General features: G+C 65.6%; 17 protein-coding genes and 1 tRNA gene. 15 read left to right on the plus strand and 3 right to left on the minus strand.

Translation table 11 applies throughout. The features are described 5' to 3' along the window. Positions 1-12 precede the first annotated feature (12 nt). The gene (locus IPN92_20300) at positions 13-375 is read right to left on the minus strand and encodes a phosphoglycerate kinase (GenBank protein MBK8640507.1); all 363 of its coding nucleotides are present in this window, start codon (positions 373-375) and stop codon (positions 13-15) included. Positions 376-701: 326 nt separating this feature from the next. Here IPN92_20300 and IPN92_20305 point away from each other — a divergent pair, with 326 nt between their 5' ends. The 7 genes from IPN92_20305 (at position 702) to IPN92_20335 (ending at position 8,379) form a co-directional block, all read left to right on the plus strand. Beyond that, positions 702-938: a DNA-binding protein gene (locus tag IPN92_20305; GenBank protein MBK8640508.1), complete on the plus strand. Its 237-nt coding sequence runs from the start codon at positions 702-704 to the stop codon at positions 936-938. A gap of 263 nt (positions 939-1,201) precedes the next feature. After that, positions 1,202-1,495: a hypothetical protein gene (locus tag IPN92_20310; GenBank protein MBK8640509.1), complete on the plus strand. Its 294-nt coding sequence runs from the start codon at positions 1,202-1,204 to the stop codon at positions 1,493-1,495. Positions 1,496-1,780: 285 nt separating this feature from the next. Next, positions 1,781-2,077, plus strand: a complete 297-nt coding sequence (locus IPN92_20315) for an antibiotic biosynthesis monooxygenase (GenBank protein MBK8640510.1) — start codon at positions 1,781-1,783, stop codon at positions 2,075-2,077. 1 nt (position 2,078) lies between these two features. Next, positions 2,079-3,275: an iron-containing alcohol dehydrogenase gene (locus IPN92_20320; GenBank protein ID MBK8640511.1), complete on the plus strand. Its 1,197-nt coding sequence runs from the start codon at positions 2,079-2,081 to the stop codon at positions 3,273-3,275. Between the two features lie 116 nt (positions 3,276-3,391). Beyond that, positions 3,392-4,561, plus strand: coding sequence for an efflux RND transporter periplasmic adaptor subunit (locus IPN92_20325; protein MBK8640512.1), 1,170 nt, complete (start codon positions 3,392-3,394; stop codon positions 4,559-4,561). Positions 4,562-4,640: 79 nt separating this feature from the next. After that, a complete protein-coding gene (locus tag IPN92_20330) occupies positions 4,641-7,784 on the plus strand; it encodes an efflux RND transporter permease subunit (GenBank protein ID MBK8640513.1) in 3,144 nt (1,047 codons plus the stop codon). Further along, the gene (locus IPN92_20335) at positions 7,777-8,379 is read left to right on the plus strand and encodes a TetR/AcrR family transcriptional regulator (GenBank protein MBK8640514.1); all 603 of its coding nucleotides are present in this window, start codon (positions 7,777-7,779) and stop codon (positions 8,377-8,379) included. The genes IPN92_20330 and IPN92_20335 overlap by 8 nt, the downstream gene beginning before the upstream one ends. 30 nt (positions 8,380-8,409) lie before the next feature. Here IPN92_20335 and IPN92_20340 read toward each other — a convergent pair whose 3' ends face one another. After that, on the minus strand, positions 8,410-8,913 hold the full coding sequence (locus IPN92_20340) for a DUF302 domain-containing protein (protein MBK8640515.1): 504 nt from the start codon (positions 8,911-8,913) through the stop codon (positions 8,410-8,412). Between the two features lie 171 nt (positions 8,914-9,084). Beyond that, a complete protein-coding gene (locus tag IPN92_20345) occupies positions 9,085-9,381 on the minus strand; it encodes a cupin domain-containing protein (GenBank protein ID MBK8640516.1) in 297 nt (98 codons plus the stop codon). A 146-nt stretch (positions 9,382-9,527) separates the two neighbouring features. On the opposite strand from IPN92_20345, the gene pncC reads away from it, so the two are divergent. The 8 genes from pncC to IPN92_20385 all read left to right on the plus strand — a co-directional run bounded on the left by pncC (position 9,528) and on the right by IPN92_20385 (position 16,800). Next, positions 9,528-10,022 carry a nicotinamide-nucleotide amidase gene (gene pncC, locus IPN92_20350; protein ID MBK8640517.1) on the plus strand — a complete coding sequence of 165 codons (495 nt, stop codon included), beginning with the start codon at positions 9,528-9,530 and terminating at the stop codon, positions 10,020-10,022. Then, positions 10,009-10,536 carry an RNA 2',3'-cyclic phosphodiesterase gene (thpR, locus tag IPN92_20355; GenBank protein ID MBK8640518.1) on the plus strand — a complete coding sequence of 176 codons (528 nt, stop codon included), beginning with the start codon at positions 10,009-10,011 and terminating at the stop codon, positions 10,534-10,536. The genes pncC and thpR overlap by 14 nt, the downstream gene beginning before the upstream one ends. A gap of 118 nt (positions 10,537-10,654) precedes the next feature. Further along, on the plus strand, positions 10,655-11,686 hold the full coding sequence (recA, locus tag IPN92_20360) for a recombinase RecA (GenBank protein MBK8640519.1): 1,032 nt from the start codon (positions 10,655-10,657) through the stop codon (positions 11,684-11,686). Between the two features lie 28 nt (positions 11,687-11,714). After that, positions 11,715-12,221 carry a regulatory protein RecX gene (locus IPN92_20365; protein MBK8640520.1) on the plus strand — a complete coding sequence of 169 codons (507 nt, stop codon included), beginning with the start codon at positions 11,715-11,717 and terminating at the stop codon, positions 12,219-12,221. A 66-nt stretch (positions 12,222-12,287) separates the two neighbouring features. Beyond that, on the plus strand, positions 12,288-14,894 hold the full coding sequence (gene alaS, locus IPN92_20370; GenBank protein ID MBK8640521.1) for an alanine--tRNA ligase: 2,607 nt from the start codon (positions 12,288-12,290) through the stop codon (positions 14,892-14,894). Between the two features lie 81 nt (positions 14,895-14,975). Then, positions 14,976-16,199, plus strand: a complete 1,224-nt coding sequence (locus IPN92_20375) for an aspartate kinase (protein ID MBK8640522.1) — start codon at positions 14,976-14,978, stop codon at positions 16,197-16,199. Between the two features lie 211 nt (positions 16,200-16,410). Next, positions 16,411-16,632: a carbon storage regulator CsrA gene (gene csrA, locus IPN92_20380; GenBank protein ID MBK8640523.1), complete on the plus strand. Its 222-nt coding sequence runs from the start codon at positions 16,411-16,413 to the stop codon at positions 16,630-16,632. A 75-nt stretch (positions 16,633-16,707) separates the two neighbouring features. Then, positions 16,708-16,800 (plus strand) — tRNA-Ser (locus tag IPN92_20385). The last annotated feature ends 134 nt before the right edge of the window (positions 16,801-16,934 follow it).

A 16,934-nucleotide genomic window follows, 5' to 3' on the forward strand; every position in this document is an offset into this window, starting at 1 on the left:
GCCCGTGCGGAGCTACCAACTCGAGTCGTAATAAACGGTGAGCCCTTGCGCGATGGCTTCCCTGGCCTTGGCGATGAAGGTCAGATCCTCCTCGGTGCGTCCCGCCGAAAAGCCGAAGAAGAAGCCGGCCGTAAAGGGTAGCCTATCCGCCCTGACATCGGCCTCCAGCCGGTCCAGGTCTTCCGCGGTCAGTACCACCGGCGTGTGATTGAACATTTCCGCCTTGCCGCCCTTGGCGCGGTAGAGCGCCTCCATCCAGCCGTGCAGGTTCGGATGCTTCCACCACTCGACAATCTGCCGCGCGTCACTGACCTTGAAATCGACTGGGCTGGACGGCTTCTCGGCGGTTACGTTCACGAACATCTCAAGTCCCATTGGTTTTCTTCTCCCGTTGGATATTGCTCATCCCGAAGGACGCGGAACGGAGGGCGGCGGGACCCGGCCGGGACCGGCACGTGGGCTCGGCTAGGCTGGGGGGAGTCTGGCCGCGTCATGTTTGGTCTCGCCGCCCTCTCGTGACTCGACAACGCCCGGCGCCCAATAATTTTCAAAGGCTGGGGCGGATTCACATCGCCGGCGTTGCAACTTGGCGAGCTCAGCTCCCGGGGGCGGCCCCGGGTCCATGCAGTCAGCGCGGCGAATCCCCGAAACGCCGTAAGACTGCTATCAATGCAATCATCTCTTCCGGCGGGAGTCTCTTCATGGCCAATCTGGTTGTCAGAAATCTTGATCAGCGTCTTGTGGATGCCTTAAAGCAGGGTGCTGCCATGGCTGGCCGCAGTGCCGAGGCCGAGCACCGTCGCATTCTTGAAGAGGTGCTGTGTGCGCCGCGGAAACGCAGCCTAGCGGAGGTGCTGGCCTCCATGCCGGATGTGGGACAGGCCAGTGACTTTGAGCGGTCGGAAGATACGGAGCTGGCGGCGCGTGTATTTAGTTGACACCAACGTTATCAGCGAGGCAAGGGTGTCCGCTTTATCCCCCCAGGGTATCATCGAAAGGGAGCCTGCCATGTTCGATCGTCTCAAGACCCTGATGCACCGCCTGACTAATCATACCGTCCTGTCCGATCTGCTCGACCCCGTGTCCCGGGCCTTGGCGCGGGTGCGACAGGCGGCGGTGGGTCGCACCCTGACCATTCCAGATTTTATCGCATGGGGGGGTGCGGTGCCACCTGCAAGGGATGACGACCCGGCGCGAGTAGGTGCAGACCTGGCTGCGTCTGTACCCGGAGGTCGCGGCGCGGGGGCCGCTGGCGCGCTCCACCGGGTCCGATGCGCTGGCGGCGCCGAGTCGCCAGGCGGTCTTGGCCGCGGTGGTGCCGGCTTTGGTCCAAGAGGCGCGGCCGGTGCTGCCTGATCGGCTGGCGGGCATTCCCGGCCTGGGTGATCGCCTGGTGCGGGCCATCGATGGCACCTACCAGGCCGAGAGCGCCCATTGCCGGCGGCGCACCCCCCGCAGGGGGGTGAGGACAATCCCAAGGGCCATGCCTGGCTGAGCTGTTATCACCTGCGCCTGGGCGTTCCCGAAGACGTCCGGGTCGACACGCGCCGCCGCCACGCAACCCGGATCTGGCGCGATGATGACCAGGAGCCCCAGACCCTGACCCGCGAGCGCCGGGGATACACTCGCACGGGGTAATCCACAAGCCCTCAGGGGCGAGCCGGACCATGGGGCTGGGTTGGCGTGGATGACGCCGTGGAAGATGCCCCGAGACCCTGGCCGCTTATACTGAGCCCCGTTCTTCACCCATCTCGCTGGGCAAACCTGGCAGGATCACCCCATGCACGTCTCCTTCGTCCATGTCCACGTCAAACCCGATCACATGGATGTCTTCATCGGCGCCAGCGGTGCCAATCATGAGGCCTCGGTGCAGGTGCCGGGCAACCGGCGCTTCGATGTGCTCCAGGATCCCGAGGATTCGGGACATTTCATCCTTTACGAAGCCTATACCTCCGTCGAGGACGCCACGGCCCACAAGCAGACGGTCCACTATGCCCTTTGGCGCGACAGGGTTGCGGCCATGATGGCCGAGCCACGCCAGGGCGTGCCCATGACTGGGCTTTTCCCAAGAGACTGAAATGATCAATCCATTTTCAATGGGCCGCCTGCCACGCATCGAGTTCGGGTCAGGCGCCATCGCCCAACTGCCCGCTATCGCAGCCCGCCATGGCCGGCGCTTGCTGATCCTGACCGGTGCTCACTCCTTTACCACATCCTCACACTGGGAGGCGCTGCGTAAGGCGCTGGCGGATGGCTACTTCGGGGGCGAGGTCGTGCGCATCACGGGCGAGCCTTCACCGGATGAGATCGATAGCATCGTCCGGCTCAGCCGGGGGGGCCGCATCGATGCGGTGATCGGCATCGGTGGTGGTAGCGTACTGGACGCCGCCAAGGCCGTGGCGGGTCTGCTGAAGCCCGGCAACAGCGTCATGGACCATCTGGAGGGCGTCGGTCCGGAGCTGCCCTATCGCGGTCCGGCCACGCCCTTCATCGCCGTCCCCACCACGGCGGGCACGGGCTCGGAGGCGACGAAAAATGCCGTCCTCTCCCGCCAGGGCCCGCATGGCTTCAAGAAGTCCTTCCGCGACGATGCCCTGATGGCCGAATACGCCATCGTCGATCCGGACCTGCTGGCGTCCTGTCCAGCGGCCTTGATCGCCGCCAACGGCATGGACGCCTTTACCCAATTGCTAGAGGCCTATGTCTCGACCCGCGCCAATCTCATGACCGACGCCTTGGCGCTGGCGGGGCTGGCGGCGGTGCGCGATGGCTTGCTGGCCTGGTATCAGGGCGGGGAGGGTGCCGCCGCCGGGCGGGAAAAGATGGCCCTGGCCGCCCTGCTGTCCGGCGTCTGTCTCGCCCAGGCCGGGCTGGGGTCGGTGCATGGTCTGGCCCAGCCGCTGGGATCTTTCTTCCCCATCTCGCATGGCGTGGTCTGCGGGACCCTGGTGGCGGCGGCGACGCGGATCAATATCGAGGCCCTGCGGGCGCGGGCGCCGGACTCGACCGCCCTCGCCAGGTACGCAGTCGTCGGCCGCCTGCTGGGCGCCGAGCCGGGCGCTAGCGATGACGCCGCCCGTGACGGCTTGCTGGCCACCCTGGAGGAATGGACCCGGCTCATGAAGCTGCCACTGCTCTCGGAACTGGGCGTCGCGGCGGGAGATTTTCCCCGTATCCTGGCCAACGCGCGGGGCTCCAGCATGAAGACCAACCCCATCGCCTTGCAGGACGCCGAGATTGAGCGGATTCTCCAGATGCGGTTGCTGGTGGCTTAGGGGCCAAGCCGTCCCGGCGGCCATCGGGGACCTCCCGGCGGCTTGATTCCGGCGCGGACATGCGCCTAGAATGAACGTTCATTCCAGTTCCGTCGCGTTTCGCGCCGAGGTGCTTCATGGGTCACCTGCTTTCTGTTGCCGCCCTGCGGAGGGCGGGTCTGATCACCACCCTCCTGCTCGCCGGCTGTGGTCAGGGTTCCTCAACCGGTGGACCAGGTGGGGCGCCGGGCCAGATGCCGCCGCCCGAGTTGGGTATCTTCACCGTCGTGGCGGAGCCCGTCGATCTGACCATGGAACTGGTGGGCCGCGCCACGCCCTACCGGATCGCGGAGGTGCGGCCCCAGGTGGGTGGCATCATCAAGTCCCGCGAGTTCCCGGAGGGTGGCGAGATCACCGCCGGCCAGCCCCTCTACCTCATCGATCCCGCTCGCTACGAGGCGGTCCGGGACAGCGCCGAGGCGGCCCTGGTCCGCGCCCGCGCCACTCGGGAGCGCGCCGAGAAGAAGGCGGAGCGTTATGGCAATCTGCTGAGGAACAAGGCGGGTAGCCTGGAGCAATTCGATGATGCCCAGGTGGCCCTGAAGGAGTCGGCGGCGGATGTCCAGGTCGCTGCGGCGGACCTGACCAAGGCCCGCATTGAACTGGAATACACCCGTATCACCTCCCCCATCGACGGCCAGATCGGCCGCTCGACCGTGACCCAGGGCGCCTTGGTGACCGCCAACCAGGCGCAGGCCCTGGCGACGGTCCAGCAACTCGACCCCATTTATGTCGATCTCACCCAGTCGGCGGCCCAGCAGTTGCGGTTGCGCCGTGCCTTGGAGGATGGCCGCCTGCGGCGCTCGGAGGACGGGCAGCCCAAGGCGACTCTGACCCTGGAGGACGGCTCGACCTATCCCCACGAGGGGCGTCTGGAATTCTCCGAGGTCAGCGTGGATCAGGGCACGGGTACCGTCACCCTGCGGGCGACCTTCCCCAATCCCGACCATGTCCTGCTGCCGGGTATGTTCGTGCGTGCCCAGGTCGAGGAGGGGACGCGCCAGGAGGCCATCCTGGTGCCTCAGCAAGGTATCCAGCGGGATCGGCAAGGTCAGGCGTTGGCCCTGGTGTTGAACGAGGAGGACCTGGTCGAACAGCGCCGGGTCGAGACGGATCGGGCCCTGGGTAGCCACTGGCTGATCAATGAGGGTCTCAAGCCCGGTGACCGCTTGATCGTCGAGGGGGTGCAGAAGGCTAAGCCCGGCATCAAGGCCAAGGCCGTCGATTGGAAGCCGGCCGCGCCCTGAATTGGCCCATCCGCGGTTGCACTGGGTATTCGCCCGCCGCGGTTGCCTGCGTCGCTTCGTCACCTAGAGAGACTCCCTCATGGCCCATTTTTTCATCGACCGTCCCGTCTTCGCCTGGGTTATCGCCATCCTGATCATGTTGGCCGGGCTGCTGGCGATCTGGACCCTGCCGGTTAGCCAATATCCCGCCATCGCCCCGCCCGCCATCTCCATTACCGCCAACTATCCCGGTGCCTCGGCGCAAACGGTTCAGGACTCGGTGACCCAGATCATCGAGCAGCAGATGAACGGCCTCGATGGCCTGCGCTACATGTCCGCCACCAGCGAATCGAATGGCCAGGCGACGGTGACCCTGACCTTCGCTAACGGGACCAACCCCGATACCGCCCAGATGCAGGTGCAGAACAAGCTGCAATTGGCCAGCGTGCTGTTGCCGGAGGAGGTACGGCAGCAGGGGCTGACGGTCGCCAAGTCGGTGCGTAACTTTCTCATGATCGTGGCCTTCGTTTCCCGGGACGGCCGTCTGACCAAGGCCGATCTGGGCGACTATGCCAACAGCATGGTTAAGGACCCCATCAGCCGGATTCCGGGCGTGGGGGAGGTGACCCTCTTCGAGACCCAATACGCCATGCGCATCTGGCTCGATCCCAACAAACTGAACCAGTATGGCCTCACGCCCGCCGAGGTCTGGAGCGCCATCGAGGCCGAAAACGCCCAGATCTCCGCGGGTCAACTCGGTGCCCGCCCGGCGGACCAGGATCAACAGTTCACCGCAACCGTGAACGTCCAGAGCCGTCTGGCGACGCCGGAGGAGTTTGGTGAAATTCGCCTGCGCACCCAGGAGGACGGGGCCGTGGTGCAGCTGCGGGACGTGGCCCGCGTCGCCCTGGGCAGCGAGAGCTATAGCCGCAACGGCCGCCACCTGGGTAAGCCCGCCGCCGGCATGGCGATCCGCCTGGCCACCGGGGCCAATGCCCTGGAGACCGCCGATGCCGTCAAACGCAAGGTGGCGGATCTGGCCGCCTACTTCCCGGCGGGTATGGAGTACGTCTTCCCCTACGACACCACGCCCTTCGTGCGCATCTCCATCGGCAAGGTGGTGACGACCCTCTTCGAGGCGGTGGCTCTGGTGTTTTTGGTCATGTACCTCTTCCTGCAGAATTTCCGGGCCACCTTGATCCCGGCCATCGCCGTGCCCGTGGTGTTGCTGGGCACCTTTGGGGTCCTGGCGGCCTTTGGCTATTCCATCAATACCCTGACCCTCTTTGCCATGGTGCTGGCCATTGGCCTGCTGGTGGACGACGCCATCGTGGTGGTGGAAAACGTCGCGCGGGTGATGCACGAGGATCATTTGCCGCCCCGGGAGGCGACGCGCAAGTCCATGGACCAGATTACCAGCGCCATTATCGGCATCGCCCTGGTGCTCTCGGCGGTCTTCGTCCCCATGGCCTTCTTCGGGGGTTCCACCGGCGTTATCTACCGCCAGTTTGCCGTAACCATCGTCGCGGCCATGCTGCTGTCGGTGCTGGTGGCCCTGACCCTGACGCCGGCCTTGACAGCGACCCTGCTCCAGCCCCTCGATCAGGATCATCATGAGCGGCGCCGGGGCTTTCTGGGCTGGTTCAACCGCGGCTTCAACCGCAGCGTCGGTTTTTACACCTGGGGCACGGGCTTCATGCTCCAGCGGCGCTGGTTCTTTCTCGCGGTCTATCTGCTGCTGGTGGGCGCCCTGGCCTGGTTATACCCGCGCCTGCCAAGTGCCTTCCTGCCGGATGAGGACCAGGGCATCCTCATCATGCAGGCAGTGCTGCCCGCTGGGGCCACCCTGGAGCGCACCGAAAAAGTCCTGGAACAGATCGAGCGGCATTTCCGCGAAAACGAGTCTGAGGCGGTTCAGGAATTCATCACGGTGGCCGGCTTCAGTTTCGCTGGCCAGGGCCAGAACATGGCCATCGGTTTCGTCAAGCTGAAGGATTGGTCGGAGCGCAATCGGCCGGATCTGGGGGTGCGCGCCGTCGCCGGACGGGCCATGCAGGCCTTCGCGGGCATCCGCGATGCCCAGGTCTTCGCCTTCCCGCCGCCGGCTGTGATCGAACTGGGTACCGCCACGGGCTGGAACGTGCAACTCCAGGACCGGGTCGGGGTGGGACACGAGGCCCTGATGGCGGCCCAGGGCCAATTCATGGGCATGGCGGCCCAGGACCCGCGGTTGATGGCGGTACGGCCTAATGGACGCGAGGACGAGGCCCAGCTCCAGGTGGACGTGGACCGGACCCGCGCCGGGGCCCTGGGCCTGTCGCTGGCGGACATCAACCGGACCCTGGCGGTCGCCTGGGGGAGTGCCTACATCGATGACTTCGTCCATGAGGGCCGGGTCAAACGGGTTTATCTCCAGGCCGATGCCCCCTTCCGCATGTTGCCGGAGGACCTGGATGTCTGGTACGTGCGCAACAAGCAGGGCGAGATGGTGCCCTTCTCGGCCTTTGCCACCCTGCGCTGGGTCTTTGGGTCGCCGCGTCTGGAACGCTTCAACGGTCTGGCCTCGGCCGAGATCCTGGGTCAGGCCGCCCCCGGCGTCAGTTCCGGGGAGGCCATGGCGGCGGTCGAGGAACTGGTCGGGAAGCTGCCAAGCGGCATAGGCCTGGAATGGACCGGCATCTCCTTCGAGGAGCGCAGCGCCGGGGCCCAGGCACCCCTACTCTTTAGCTTGTCGGTGCTGGTGGTCTTGCTGACCCTGGCCGCGCTTTACGAGAGTTGGTCCGTGCCCTTCGCCGTCATTCTGGGGGTGCCCATCGGCGTCCTGGGCGCGGTCCTCGCGGCCATGGGGCGGGGTCTGCCGAGTGATATCTACTTCCAGGTCGGGCTGTTGGCCACCATCGGTCTGGCGGCCAAGAACGCCATCCTCATCGTCGAGTTTGCCCGCACCCTGCAGGAACAGGGTCGGGATGCCGCGGGCGCGGCGCTGGAGGCGGCCCGGCTGCGTATCCGGCCCATCGTCATGACCTCCCTGGCCTTCGGCTTTGGCGTGCTGCCGCTGGCCATCAGCACGGGGGCGGGTTCCGGGGCCCAGCATGCCGTGGGCACGGGGGTGTTGGGCGGCGTCATCGCCAGTACCCTGCTGGGGGTCTTTTTCGTGCCCCTCTTCTTTGTCCTGATCCGGGGGCGGATGCGTAAGAGGGCGGACAAGGCCGTCGCCTTGCCGGAGGTCTCAGCCCATGGTTGACCCAGTGGATCAGTTCCTGGATCAGGAGGTCCGCGGCCAGGTCCGGCGGCAGCGGATCCTGGACGCTGCCGCGGCCTGCTTTGTCCGCGAGGGTTTTCATGGCGCCAGCATTGCCCGTATCGCCAAGGCGGCGGGCATGAGCGCCGGCAACCTCTATCACTTCTTCGCGAGCAAGGAGGCCATAATCGGGGCCCTGGTGCAGCGCAAGCTGGATGAGTCGCTGGCCCTCTTTGCCCAGATCGAGAACGCCGAGGACCTGTTTCAGGCCATGATGGAGCGGGTCGAGGCGAGTCTCAATGAGCGGACGGACAGGGATAATGCCGCCCTGGAGTTGGAGATTCTGGCCGAGGCGGCGCGCAATCCCGCTGTGGCGACCATCGTCCGCGCCGCCGACGCCGCCACGCGCGAGCGCCTGCGCCATCTCTATCGCGCTGCCCGCCAGGCGCGGGGCCTGCCGGTGGAGGACGAGGCCGCCGCCACCGAGGTGTTGACGGCCCTGTTCCAGGGGCTGCCGGCCCGCGCCATCAGTCATCCCGAGCTGGACCGGGTCGGTCTGGTGCCCATGCTGCGGCTGGCCTTGGGAACCCTGTTTTGAGGCGACCCCTGCGGATCGAGGGTGGGGATATCAGAGGTCGCCGCTGGCGCCGGCTTCCATGATCTCGCGCAGGGTGTCGCGGACCTTGATGGCCTTTTCCAACAGGACGGGCGGCAAGTCGGCGGAGCGTATCGCCAGATCCAGGTCCAGGGTCACCAGCCAGGTATGGCCGTCCTTGTCCTCGATGAGGGTGATGCGGCACGGCAGATAGGCGGAAAAGTCGATGTCGTGCTCGAGCATCTCGTGGGCGATGAGGGCATCGCAGAACTGAAAGATCTCCACCCGCCGGCTTTCGATGTCCATGCTTCGCAATTGCTGGGAGAGGGGCAGGTGGGCAACCAGTTTGAAATTCAGGGCATTGGCGCGCAGCTTCATGGACTCGATGGCGCTGTCCGCGGTGATGCCCTCCGCCAGGGGCATTTTGAGCACGGTATCGGCAATCTTCGGCATGGCCTCCCCCTGCTCGGCCAAACCGAGGGGACTGACGAGCAGCGAAAGCACTGCCAGGATGGCGATGGCGGTCAATTTGCGCATCTGTTGGAACTCCTTGGGCGCGGCACGGGCCCGTTCGTGATGGGTGGGAGAAAGGTGTCTTAGGAAGAATATTCTGGACCTTTGGCCAGGGGCTGCCAATCAGGGTTCGGCTAATGGACGTCCTGTTTCAAGATTCCCCTGTCCCCCTTGCCGCCCCTGCCGCATCCCTTGTCAGTTGTCTAACCGGTAATGCTTCTCGACGGGCTCCAGAACCTCCCAGGCGCAGGTCAGGCCGGCGGGGAAGGTGATGAGGTCGCCGCGCTTGAATTCGCGGGGCTCGCCACCCTCGGGGGTGACCCGAAAGCGTCCGCGCTGGATATAGCAGGTCTCGGTCTTGGTGTAACGCCAGGGAAATGACGAGACTTCCTTGCGCCAGAGGGGCCAGTGATCGATACCCAGTACCTCCAGCTTGGCGGGTGAGGGTTTGTGCTCGCAGTGGATTTCCTGGTCGCGGTCTGGATCGCTCATGGCTTGGGCTCCGAGTTGGCGGGGTGCCGGGTCACCCCGGCGCGGTAAGTCCCTCTGGAGTAGGGATAGCGGCACCGGCTTTTCAAGTCAGGACCCCTCAAGGCACCCTCTTGCGCCTTTGGCCGGCGTGTCGGAAACTCTTAACCATGGAAGCATACCTTGAAAAGCTGGCGGAAGCGGTCGGTCATCGTCTGCTGGCGCGCCAGGCCCTAGTCGCCACGGCCGAATCCTGCACCGGTGGTTGGATCGCCCAGGTGCTGACGTCCGTGCCGGGTTCCAGCCTTTGGTTCGATCGGGGCTTCGTCACCTACAGCAATCAGGCCAAGCAAGAGATGCTGGGCGTGGCGCCTGAAACCCTGGCGGCCCATGGGGCCGTCAGCGCCCCGGTGGTGGCGGAGATGGTGGTCGGGGCCCTGAGTCACAGTCAGGCCCGGGTCACTCTGGCGGTGACTGGCATCGCGGGGCCGGGTGGCGGTAGCGAGGACAAACCCGTCGGTACCGTCTATCTGGCCTGGGCCTGGCGGGATCAGGTGCCCCTGATCCAGCGCCGGCAATTCGCCGGTGATCGCGAAGCGGTCCGTCGCCAGACGGTTCGTGTGGCCTTGGAGCGCCTCATCGAATTACTCGATGCCGATGGCTGAGCGCCTCTTCCTGGCCATCTGGCCCGGCGCGGCCCCGCGTCTGGCCCTCGCCCGGGTCCAGGCGGCCCTGCCCCCGCGGGCCGGGCGCGCGACCCACCCCGAGGATATCCATCTCACCCTGGTCTTTTTGGGCCCTGCCAGCCTGGAACAGCGCCGCTGCGTCGAGGCAGCCGCCGGGCGGGCGAGGGGCCACCCCTTTGAATTGGTGCTGGATCGGGTGGGCGCCTTCCCCCGCGCCCGGGTTCTCTGGTGCGGGGCCGATACCGCGCCGCCGCCCTTGGCCGATCTGGTTCTGGCCCTGCGGTCGGAACTGGCGGGCTGTGGCTTTGCCCTCGACAACCGCCCCTACTGTCCCCACGCCACCCTCGCGCGCAAGGCGCCCGCCCTGGAGGCCTATACCCTGGACCCGCCCATCCGCTGGCCAGTGGATTCGTTCGTGCTCGCCTATGGCCAGGAAGGTCCGCCGCCCCGTTACCGCATCCTGCGGAGCTGGTCTTTGGACGGATCTTGCTGAATCAAGCCTTCGGCGCCATGACGGCGCCAATCCTCTATGCGATACTTGATCCCTTGAGTTTGGGCGGTGCCAAAGAGCCGCCCAGCGACGGCAACCCCCTAGCCAGGAGCTAACAAAGATGGATGAAAACCGCAAGAAGGCGTTGGCCGCCGCCCTCACCCAGATCGAGAAGCAGTTCGGCAAGGGTTCGGTCATGCGCATGGGCGACGCGGGCGCCATCCGCAACGTGGAGGTCATCTCCACGGGCTCCCTGGGCCTGGATATCGCCTTGGGTGTCGGGGGGGTGCCCAGGGGCCGGGTGGTGGAGATCTATGGTCCCGAGTCCTCCGGTAAGACGACCCTGACCCTGCATATCGTCGCCGAGGCCCAGAAACTGGGCGGCACCTGTGCCTTTGTCGATGCGGAACACGCCCTGGACCCCCTCTATGCCGGGCGCCTGGGCGTCAACATGGACGAATTGCTGGTGTCCCAGCCGGATACGGGGGAGCAGGCCCTGGAGATCACCGACATGCTGGTGCGCTCCGGCGCCGTGGACGTGGTGGTGGTCGATTCGGTGGCGGCCCTGACGCCCAAGGCGGAGATCGAGGGCGAGATGGGTGATTCCCATGTCGGCCTGCAGGCGCGCCTCATGTCCCAGGCCCTGCGCAAGCTTACCGGCAATATCAACCGCTCCAACTGCATGGTGGTCTTCATCAATCAGATTAGGATGAAGATCGGCGTCATGTTCGGTAGCCCGGAGACCACTACCGGCGGCAATGCCCTCAAGTTTTACGCCTCGGTGCGGCTGGATATCCGCCGCATCGGCGCCCTCAAGAAGGGCGAGGAGGTCATCGGCAACGAGACCAAGGTCAAGGTGGTCAAGAACAAGGTGGCGCCCCCCTTCAAGCAGGCGGAGTTTGACATCCTGTATGGCGAGGGCATCTCCCGCGAGGGCGAGATCATTGATCTGGGCTCCCAGCATGGCATCATCGATAAGTCGGGGGCCTGGTACAGCTATGGCGGCAACCGCATCGGCCAGGGCAAGGACAATGTCCGCATCTATTTGAAGCAGAACCCGGCCTTGGCCGCCGAGATCGAGGCCAAGATCCGCGCCAAGCTGCTGCCGTCCGCCGAAGCCGCTCCGTCTCCCGAGGCCGCGCCGGCGGAGTAGCCCCAGGCCGCGCCAGATCCCGATCGCTATGGACGAGGACCCGGCGGAGTTCGAAGATGAACTCCTGACGGAGGCCCCGGCGACCCAGGGGGCCGACGCCGTACGCAACCAGGCCCTGCGCCTGCTCGCCAGCCGCGAGCACAGCCGTAGAGAACTGGAACGTAAGTTGCTGGCGCGGGGCTACGAGGCGGCCGTCCTGGCGGGGGTACTGGATGCCCTGACCGAGACGGGTCTCCTGAGCGACGAACGCATGGCCGAGGCCTACGTGGCCGGCCGGCTGCGCAAGGGTTTCGGTCCCCTGCGCCTGCGCCAGGAGCTGCGCGAGCGGGGCCTGGACGACGACCTGATCGGCCCCTGCCTTGACCGGAGCGCCAGCGATTGGCTGGAACTCATGACCCGGGTGGCGGCCAGGAAATTCGGCCCGGGCCGGGTCACCGATCGCAAGGAACTGGCGCGCCGCGCCCGTTTCCTTGAATATCGCGGCTTTCCGCCGGATCTCGTCGGTCGCTACCTGCGCGGCGGGTCTGAAGCCTGACATCGCCCGGGACCCGGGGGGGCGATAAGCGAAAACTGCCATTAATTCCGTATTGAGTTTGCCGTCATGAAGAGCAGCGCCGAGCTGAGAGCCAGTTTCCTCGATTTTTTCGCCGCCCGCGGCCATCAGGTGGTGCCGAGCAGCCCACTGGTCCCGGCTAACGACCCGACCCTGCTGTTCACCAACGCGGGCATGGTCCAGTTCAAGGATGTCTTCCTGGGCCAAGACAAGCGTCCCTATCACCGGGCCACCAGCACCCAGCGCTGCGTGCGCGCCGGCGGTAAGCACAACGACCTGGAAAATGTCGGCTACACCGCCCGCCATCACACCTTCTTCGAGATGCTGGGTAATTTCAGCTTCGGGGACTATTTCAAGCACAGCGCCATTCTTTACGCCTGGGAATATCTCACCCAGGTCCTCGCCATCCCCCCGGAGCGCCTCTGGGTGACGGTCTTCCAGGACGACGACGAGGCCGCCGCCATCTGGCTCGACGAGATCGGCGTGGACCCCGCCCGCTTCTCCCGCTGCGGCGAGAAGGATAATTTCTGGTCCATGGGCGATACCGGGCCCTGTGGCCCCTGCTCCGAGATCTTTTACGACCATGGCCCCCAGGTCCCCGGTGGCCCCCCGGGTTCCCCGGACGCCGACGGCGACCGCTATATCGAGATCTGGAATCTGGTCTTCATGCAGTTCGACCGGGACGTCAGCGGCAGGCTGACCCCCCTGCCCAAGCCCTCGGTGGATACCGGCATGGGGCTGGAGCGCCTGGCGGCGGTCATGCAGGGCGTCCACAGCAACTACGAGATCGATCTCTTCGTTAAACTCATCGATGCGGCGGCCGAGGCCACGGGCGCCCCGGACCGGGAGTCCAAGGCCCTGCGCGTCATCGCGGACCATATCCGCTCCGCCGCCTTCCTCATCGTTGACGGCGTCACGCCCGGCAACGAGGGGCGTGGCTATGTCCTGCGCCGTATCATCCGCCGCGCCATTCGCCATGGCTACCAACTCGGCCAGTCCGAGCCCTTCTTCTTCGCGCTGGTCGCGCCCCTGGCGGCTGAAATGGGCGAGGCCTTCCCCGAGTTGCCTAAGGCCCAGGAGCGGGTGGCCCACGTCCTCAAGTTGGAGGAGGAGCGCTTCGCCGAGACCCTGGAACAGGGCATGCGCATCCTGGAGCAGGCCGTCGTCGGTCTCGCGGGGGCCGTCATCCCCGGCGAAACGGTTTTCAAGCTCTACGACACCTACGGCTTCCCCCTGGATCTGACCGCCGACATCGCCCGCGAGCGGGGCTTGACCCTGGATACCGCCGGCTTTGACCGCGAGATGACCCGGCAGAAGGAGCGCGCCCGCGCCGCAAGCCATTTCAGCGCCGGTGCTGGCTCCGCCCTGCGGCTGGAAGGCGAGACCTGCTTTACGGGCTATGAGCGCCTGGACGACCGTGCCCAGGTGCTTGGCCTCTACCGGGGCGAGGCGGCGGTCGAAAGCCTGAGGGTTGGCGACGAAGGTATCGTGGTTCTCGACACCACTCCCTTCTATGCCGAGTCGGGTGGCCAGGTCGGTGACCGCGGCTGGCTGACGGGTGAAGAGGTGCGCCTGACCGTGCTCAATACCCAGAAGCTGGGCGGCGATGTCTTCGGCCATGTCTGCCGGGTGGAGGCGGGCGAACTGCGCGTCGGTGATAAGCTCGAAGCCAAGGTGGATGCGGAACGGCGTCGAGCCACGGCCCTCAACCACTCCGCCACCCACCTGATGCATGCGGCTCTACGCCACATCCTGGGCGACCACGTCCAGCAGAAGGGCTCCCTGGTGGACCCCGAGCGGTTGCGCTTCGACTTCTCCCACTTCGAGCCCGTCAGTCGGGAGCAACTTCGGGCGATCGAACGCCGGGTGAACCAGGAAATCCGCGAGAACCACCCGGTCGAGACCCGCGTCATGACCCTGGAGGACGCCAAGGCCACAGGCGCCATGGCCCTCTTCGGCGAGAAATACGCCGACCAGGTGCGGGTGCTGCGCATGGGCGACTTCTCCACCGAACTCTGTGGCGGCACCCATGCCCGGGCGGTGGGGGACATCGGTCTCTTCAAGATCCTAGGCGAGGGGGGCATCGCCTCCGGCGTGCGCCGCATCGAGGCCACCACCGGGGCCCAGGCCCTGGCGGCCGTCGAGGCGGACGAGGAGCGTCTGCTGCGCCTGGCCAGTCTGGTCAAGGGCGGCCGGGAAGACCTGGACGACAAGGTCGCCGCCCTGCTGGAGCGCGCCAAGCGGCTGGAAAAGGAACTGGCGGACCTCAAGGCCAAGGCCGCCAGCGCCGCGGGCCAGGATCTGGCCGACCAGGCGGAGGAGATCAGTGGCATCAAGGTGCTGGCGGCGCGGCTGGATGGCGCCGACGCCAAGGCCCTGCGTGACGCCCTGGACCGGCTCAAGGACAAGCTGGGTTCCGCCATCATCCTCCTCGCCGCCGAGAGCGAGGGCCGGGTCAACCTGGTGGCCGGCGTGACCAAGGACCTGACCGACCGCTTCCAGGCTGGCGATCTCATCCGCGAGGCCGCCGCCAAGGTGGGTGGGAAAGGGGGCGGCCGGGCGGACATGGCCCAGGCGGGAGGCTCCGATCCCGCCGGCCTGCCCGCGGCCCTGGCCCTGGCCAAGGAATGGACCCGGGCTCGGGTCACTCCCTAGAATTCCGTTTTCTTCCCCTGGTCGCCCCGCCTCGCGTGGCGGCTGGGTATTCTTGACATTGGCAGAAGTAAGGAGAGTGCCATGGCGCTCATTGTTCAAAAATACGGCGGTACCTCCGTCGGCAGCGTGGAGCGCATCCAGAACGTTGCCCAGCGCGTGAAACGCTGGCGCGATCGGGGCGATCAGGTGGTGGTGGTCGTCTCCGCCATGTCCGGCGAGACGGATCGTCTCATCGGCCTGGCCAAGGCCCTGCAGGAGCGCCCCCTCCCGCGGGAACTGGATGTGTTGCTAGCTACCGGCGAACAGGTCACCATCGCCCTGCTGGCCATGGCGCTGGACCAGATTGGCTGTCCCGCCCGCTCCTATACGGGTGCCCAGGTCCAAATCCTCACGGACAGCGCCCACAACAAGGCGCGCATCCGCGAGATCGAGGGGACCAACATCCGGGCGGATCTGGATGCCGGGAGCGTGGTCGTGGTGGCGGGCTTTCAGGGCGTGGACGAAGATGGCAATATCACCACCCTGGGGCGGGGTGGGTCGGACACCTCCGCCGTGGCTGTGGCCGCCGCCCTGCACGCCGACGAGTGCCAGATCTACACCGACGTGGATGGGGTCTATACCACGGACCCGCGCGTGGAGCCCCGCGCCCGCAAACTCGACCGCATCACCTTCGAGGAGATGCTTGAGATGGCCAGCCTGGGCTCCAAGGTCTTGCAAATCCGCTCCGTGGAGTTTGCGGGTAAGTACAGGGTCCCATTGCGCGTGCTCTCCAGCTTTGAAGAGGGGGAGGGCACGCTGATTTCACTTGAGGAGGACGCCGTGGAACAAGCGGTCATTTCCGGTATTGCATTCGCCCGCGACGAGGCCAAGCTGACCATCCTGGGAGTTCCGGACCAGCCGGGTGTCGCCTACAAGATTTTGGGTCCCATCGCGGACGCCAATATCGAAGTGGACATGATCATCCAAAATATCGCCGCCGACGAGGCGACGACGGACTTCACCTTCACCGTCCATCGCGGCGAGTATCAGCGGGCCCTGGAGATCCTCAAGGGCACCGCCGCCTCCCTGTCCGCGCGTCAGGTCCTGGGTGACGATCGGATCGCCAAGATCTCCATCGTGGGCGTAGGGATGCGCTCCCACGCGGGCATCGCCAGCAAGATGTTCGCCGCCCTGGCTAAGGAGGGGATCAACATCCGCATGATCTCCACCTCCGAGATCAAGATCTCCGTGGTCGTGGACGAGAAGTATCTGGAACTCGGCGTGCGCACCCTGCATAGTGCCTTTGGCCTGGACAAAAATGATTGACCGGAGGCGACCCGTCCCAAAAAGGCTGGCTATCGCGCAAAAAGGCCTTTTTGGGGCCTCTGGCAGTTGCTAAAATTCACTACACACGGGGTCGTACCCAGGCCTTCGTGTTTGTTTGCTTCGCGGTCCCAGCGTCTGAGCCGGCAATGCCGCTCCTCGCCGCCTCTGGCCCGCGTTCTGGTTAAAGGAATAGAAAGGGAGAGAACGCGAAATGTTGATACTCACGAGAAGGGTCGGCGAGACCCTCATGATCGGAGATGAGGTGACCGTCACCGTCCTTGGCGTCAAGGGCAACCAGGTGCGCATCGGCGTCAACGCCCCCCGGGACGTCGCCGTCCATCGCGAGGAGATCTACGAGCGTATCAAGCGTGAACAGGCCGGGCAGGGCGGCGGTGGCGAAATCGATAGCGATATGGATAACGACAGCGATTAACTGTGGCGCCCAACGGCAGGCGGGACTATAATCCACCGCCTGCTAAGGCACCTGCCACAACCGCCAAGGTTTCCAGGAGAGATGGCCGAGAGGCTGAAGGCGCTCCCCTGCTAAGGGAGTATGGGGCTTATACCTCCATCGAGGGTTCGAATCCCTCTCTCTCCGCCACTAAACTTTTCTATTCTGCTGAATAAACAAGGCGATATTTCTTGAATATGCCTTGTCTCTCCCCGGTCGCGACCCTTAGCGATCCTTTATACCCCTAGGTTTTCTGGATCTTTCCCGCTTTCTCCATCCCCTTG

It is taken from the genome of Chromatiaceae bacterium, assembly GCA_016714645.1.
In the GTDB taxonomy this organism is placed as follows: Bacteria; Pseudomonadota; Gammaproteobacteria; order Chromatiales; family Chromatiaceae; genus M0108.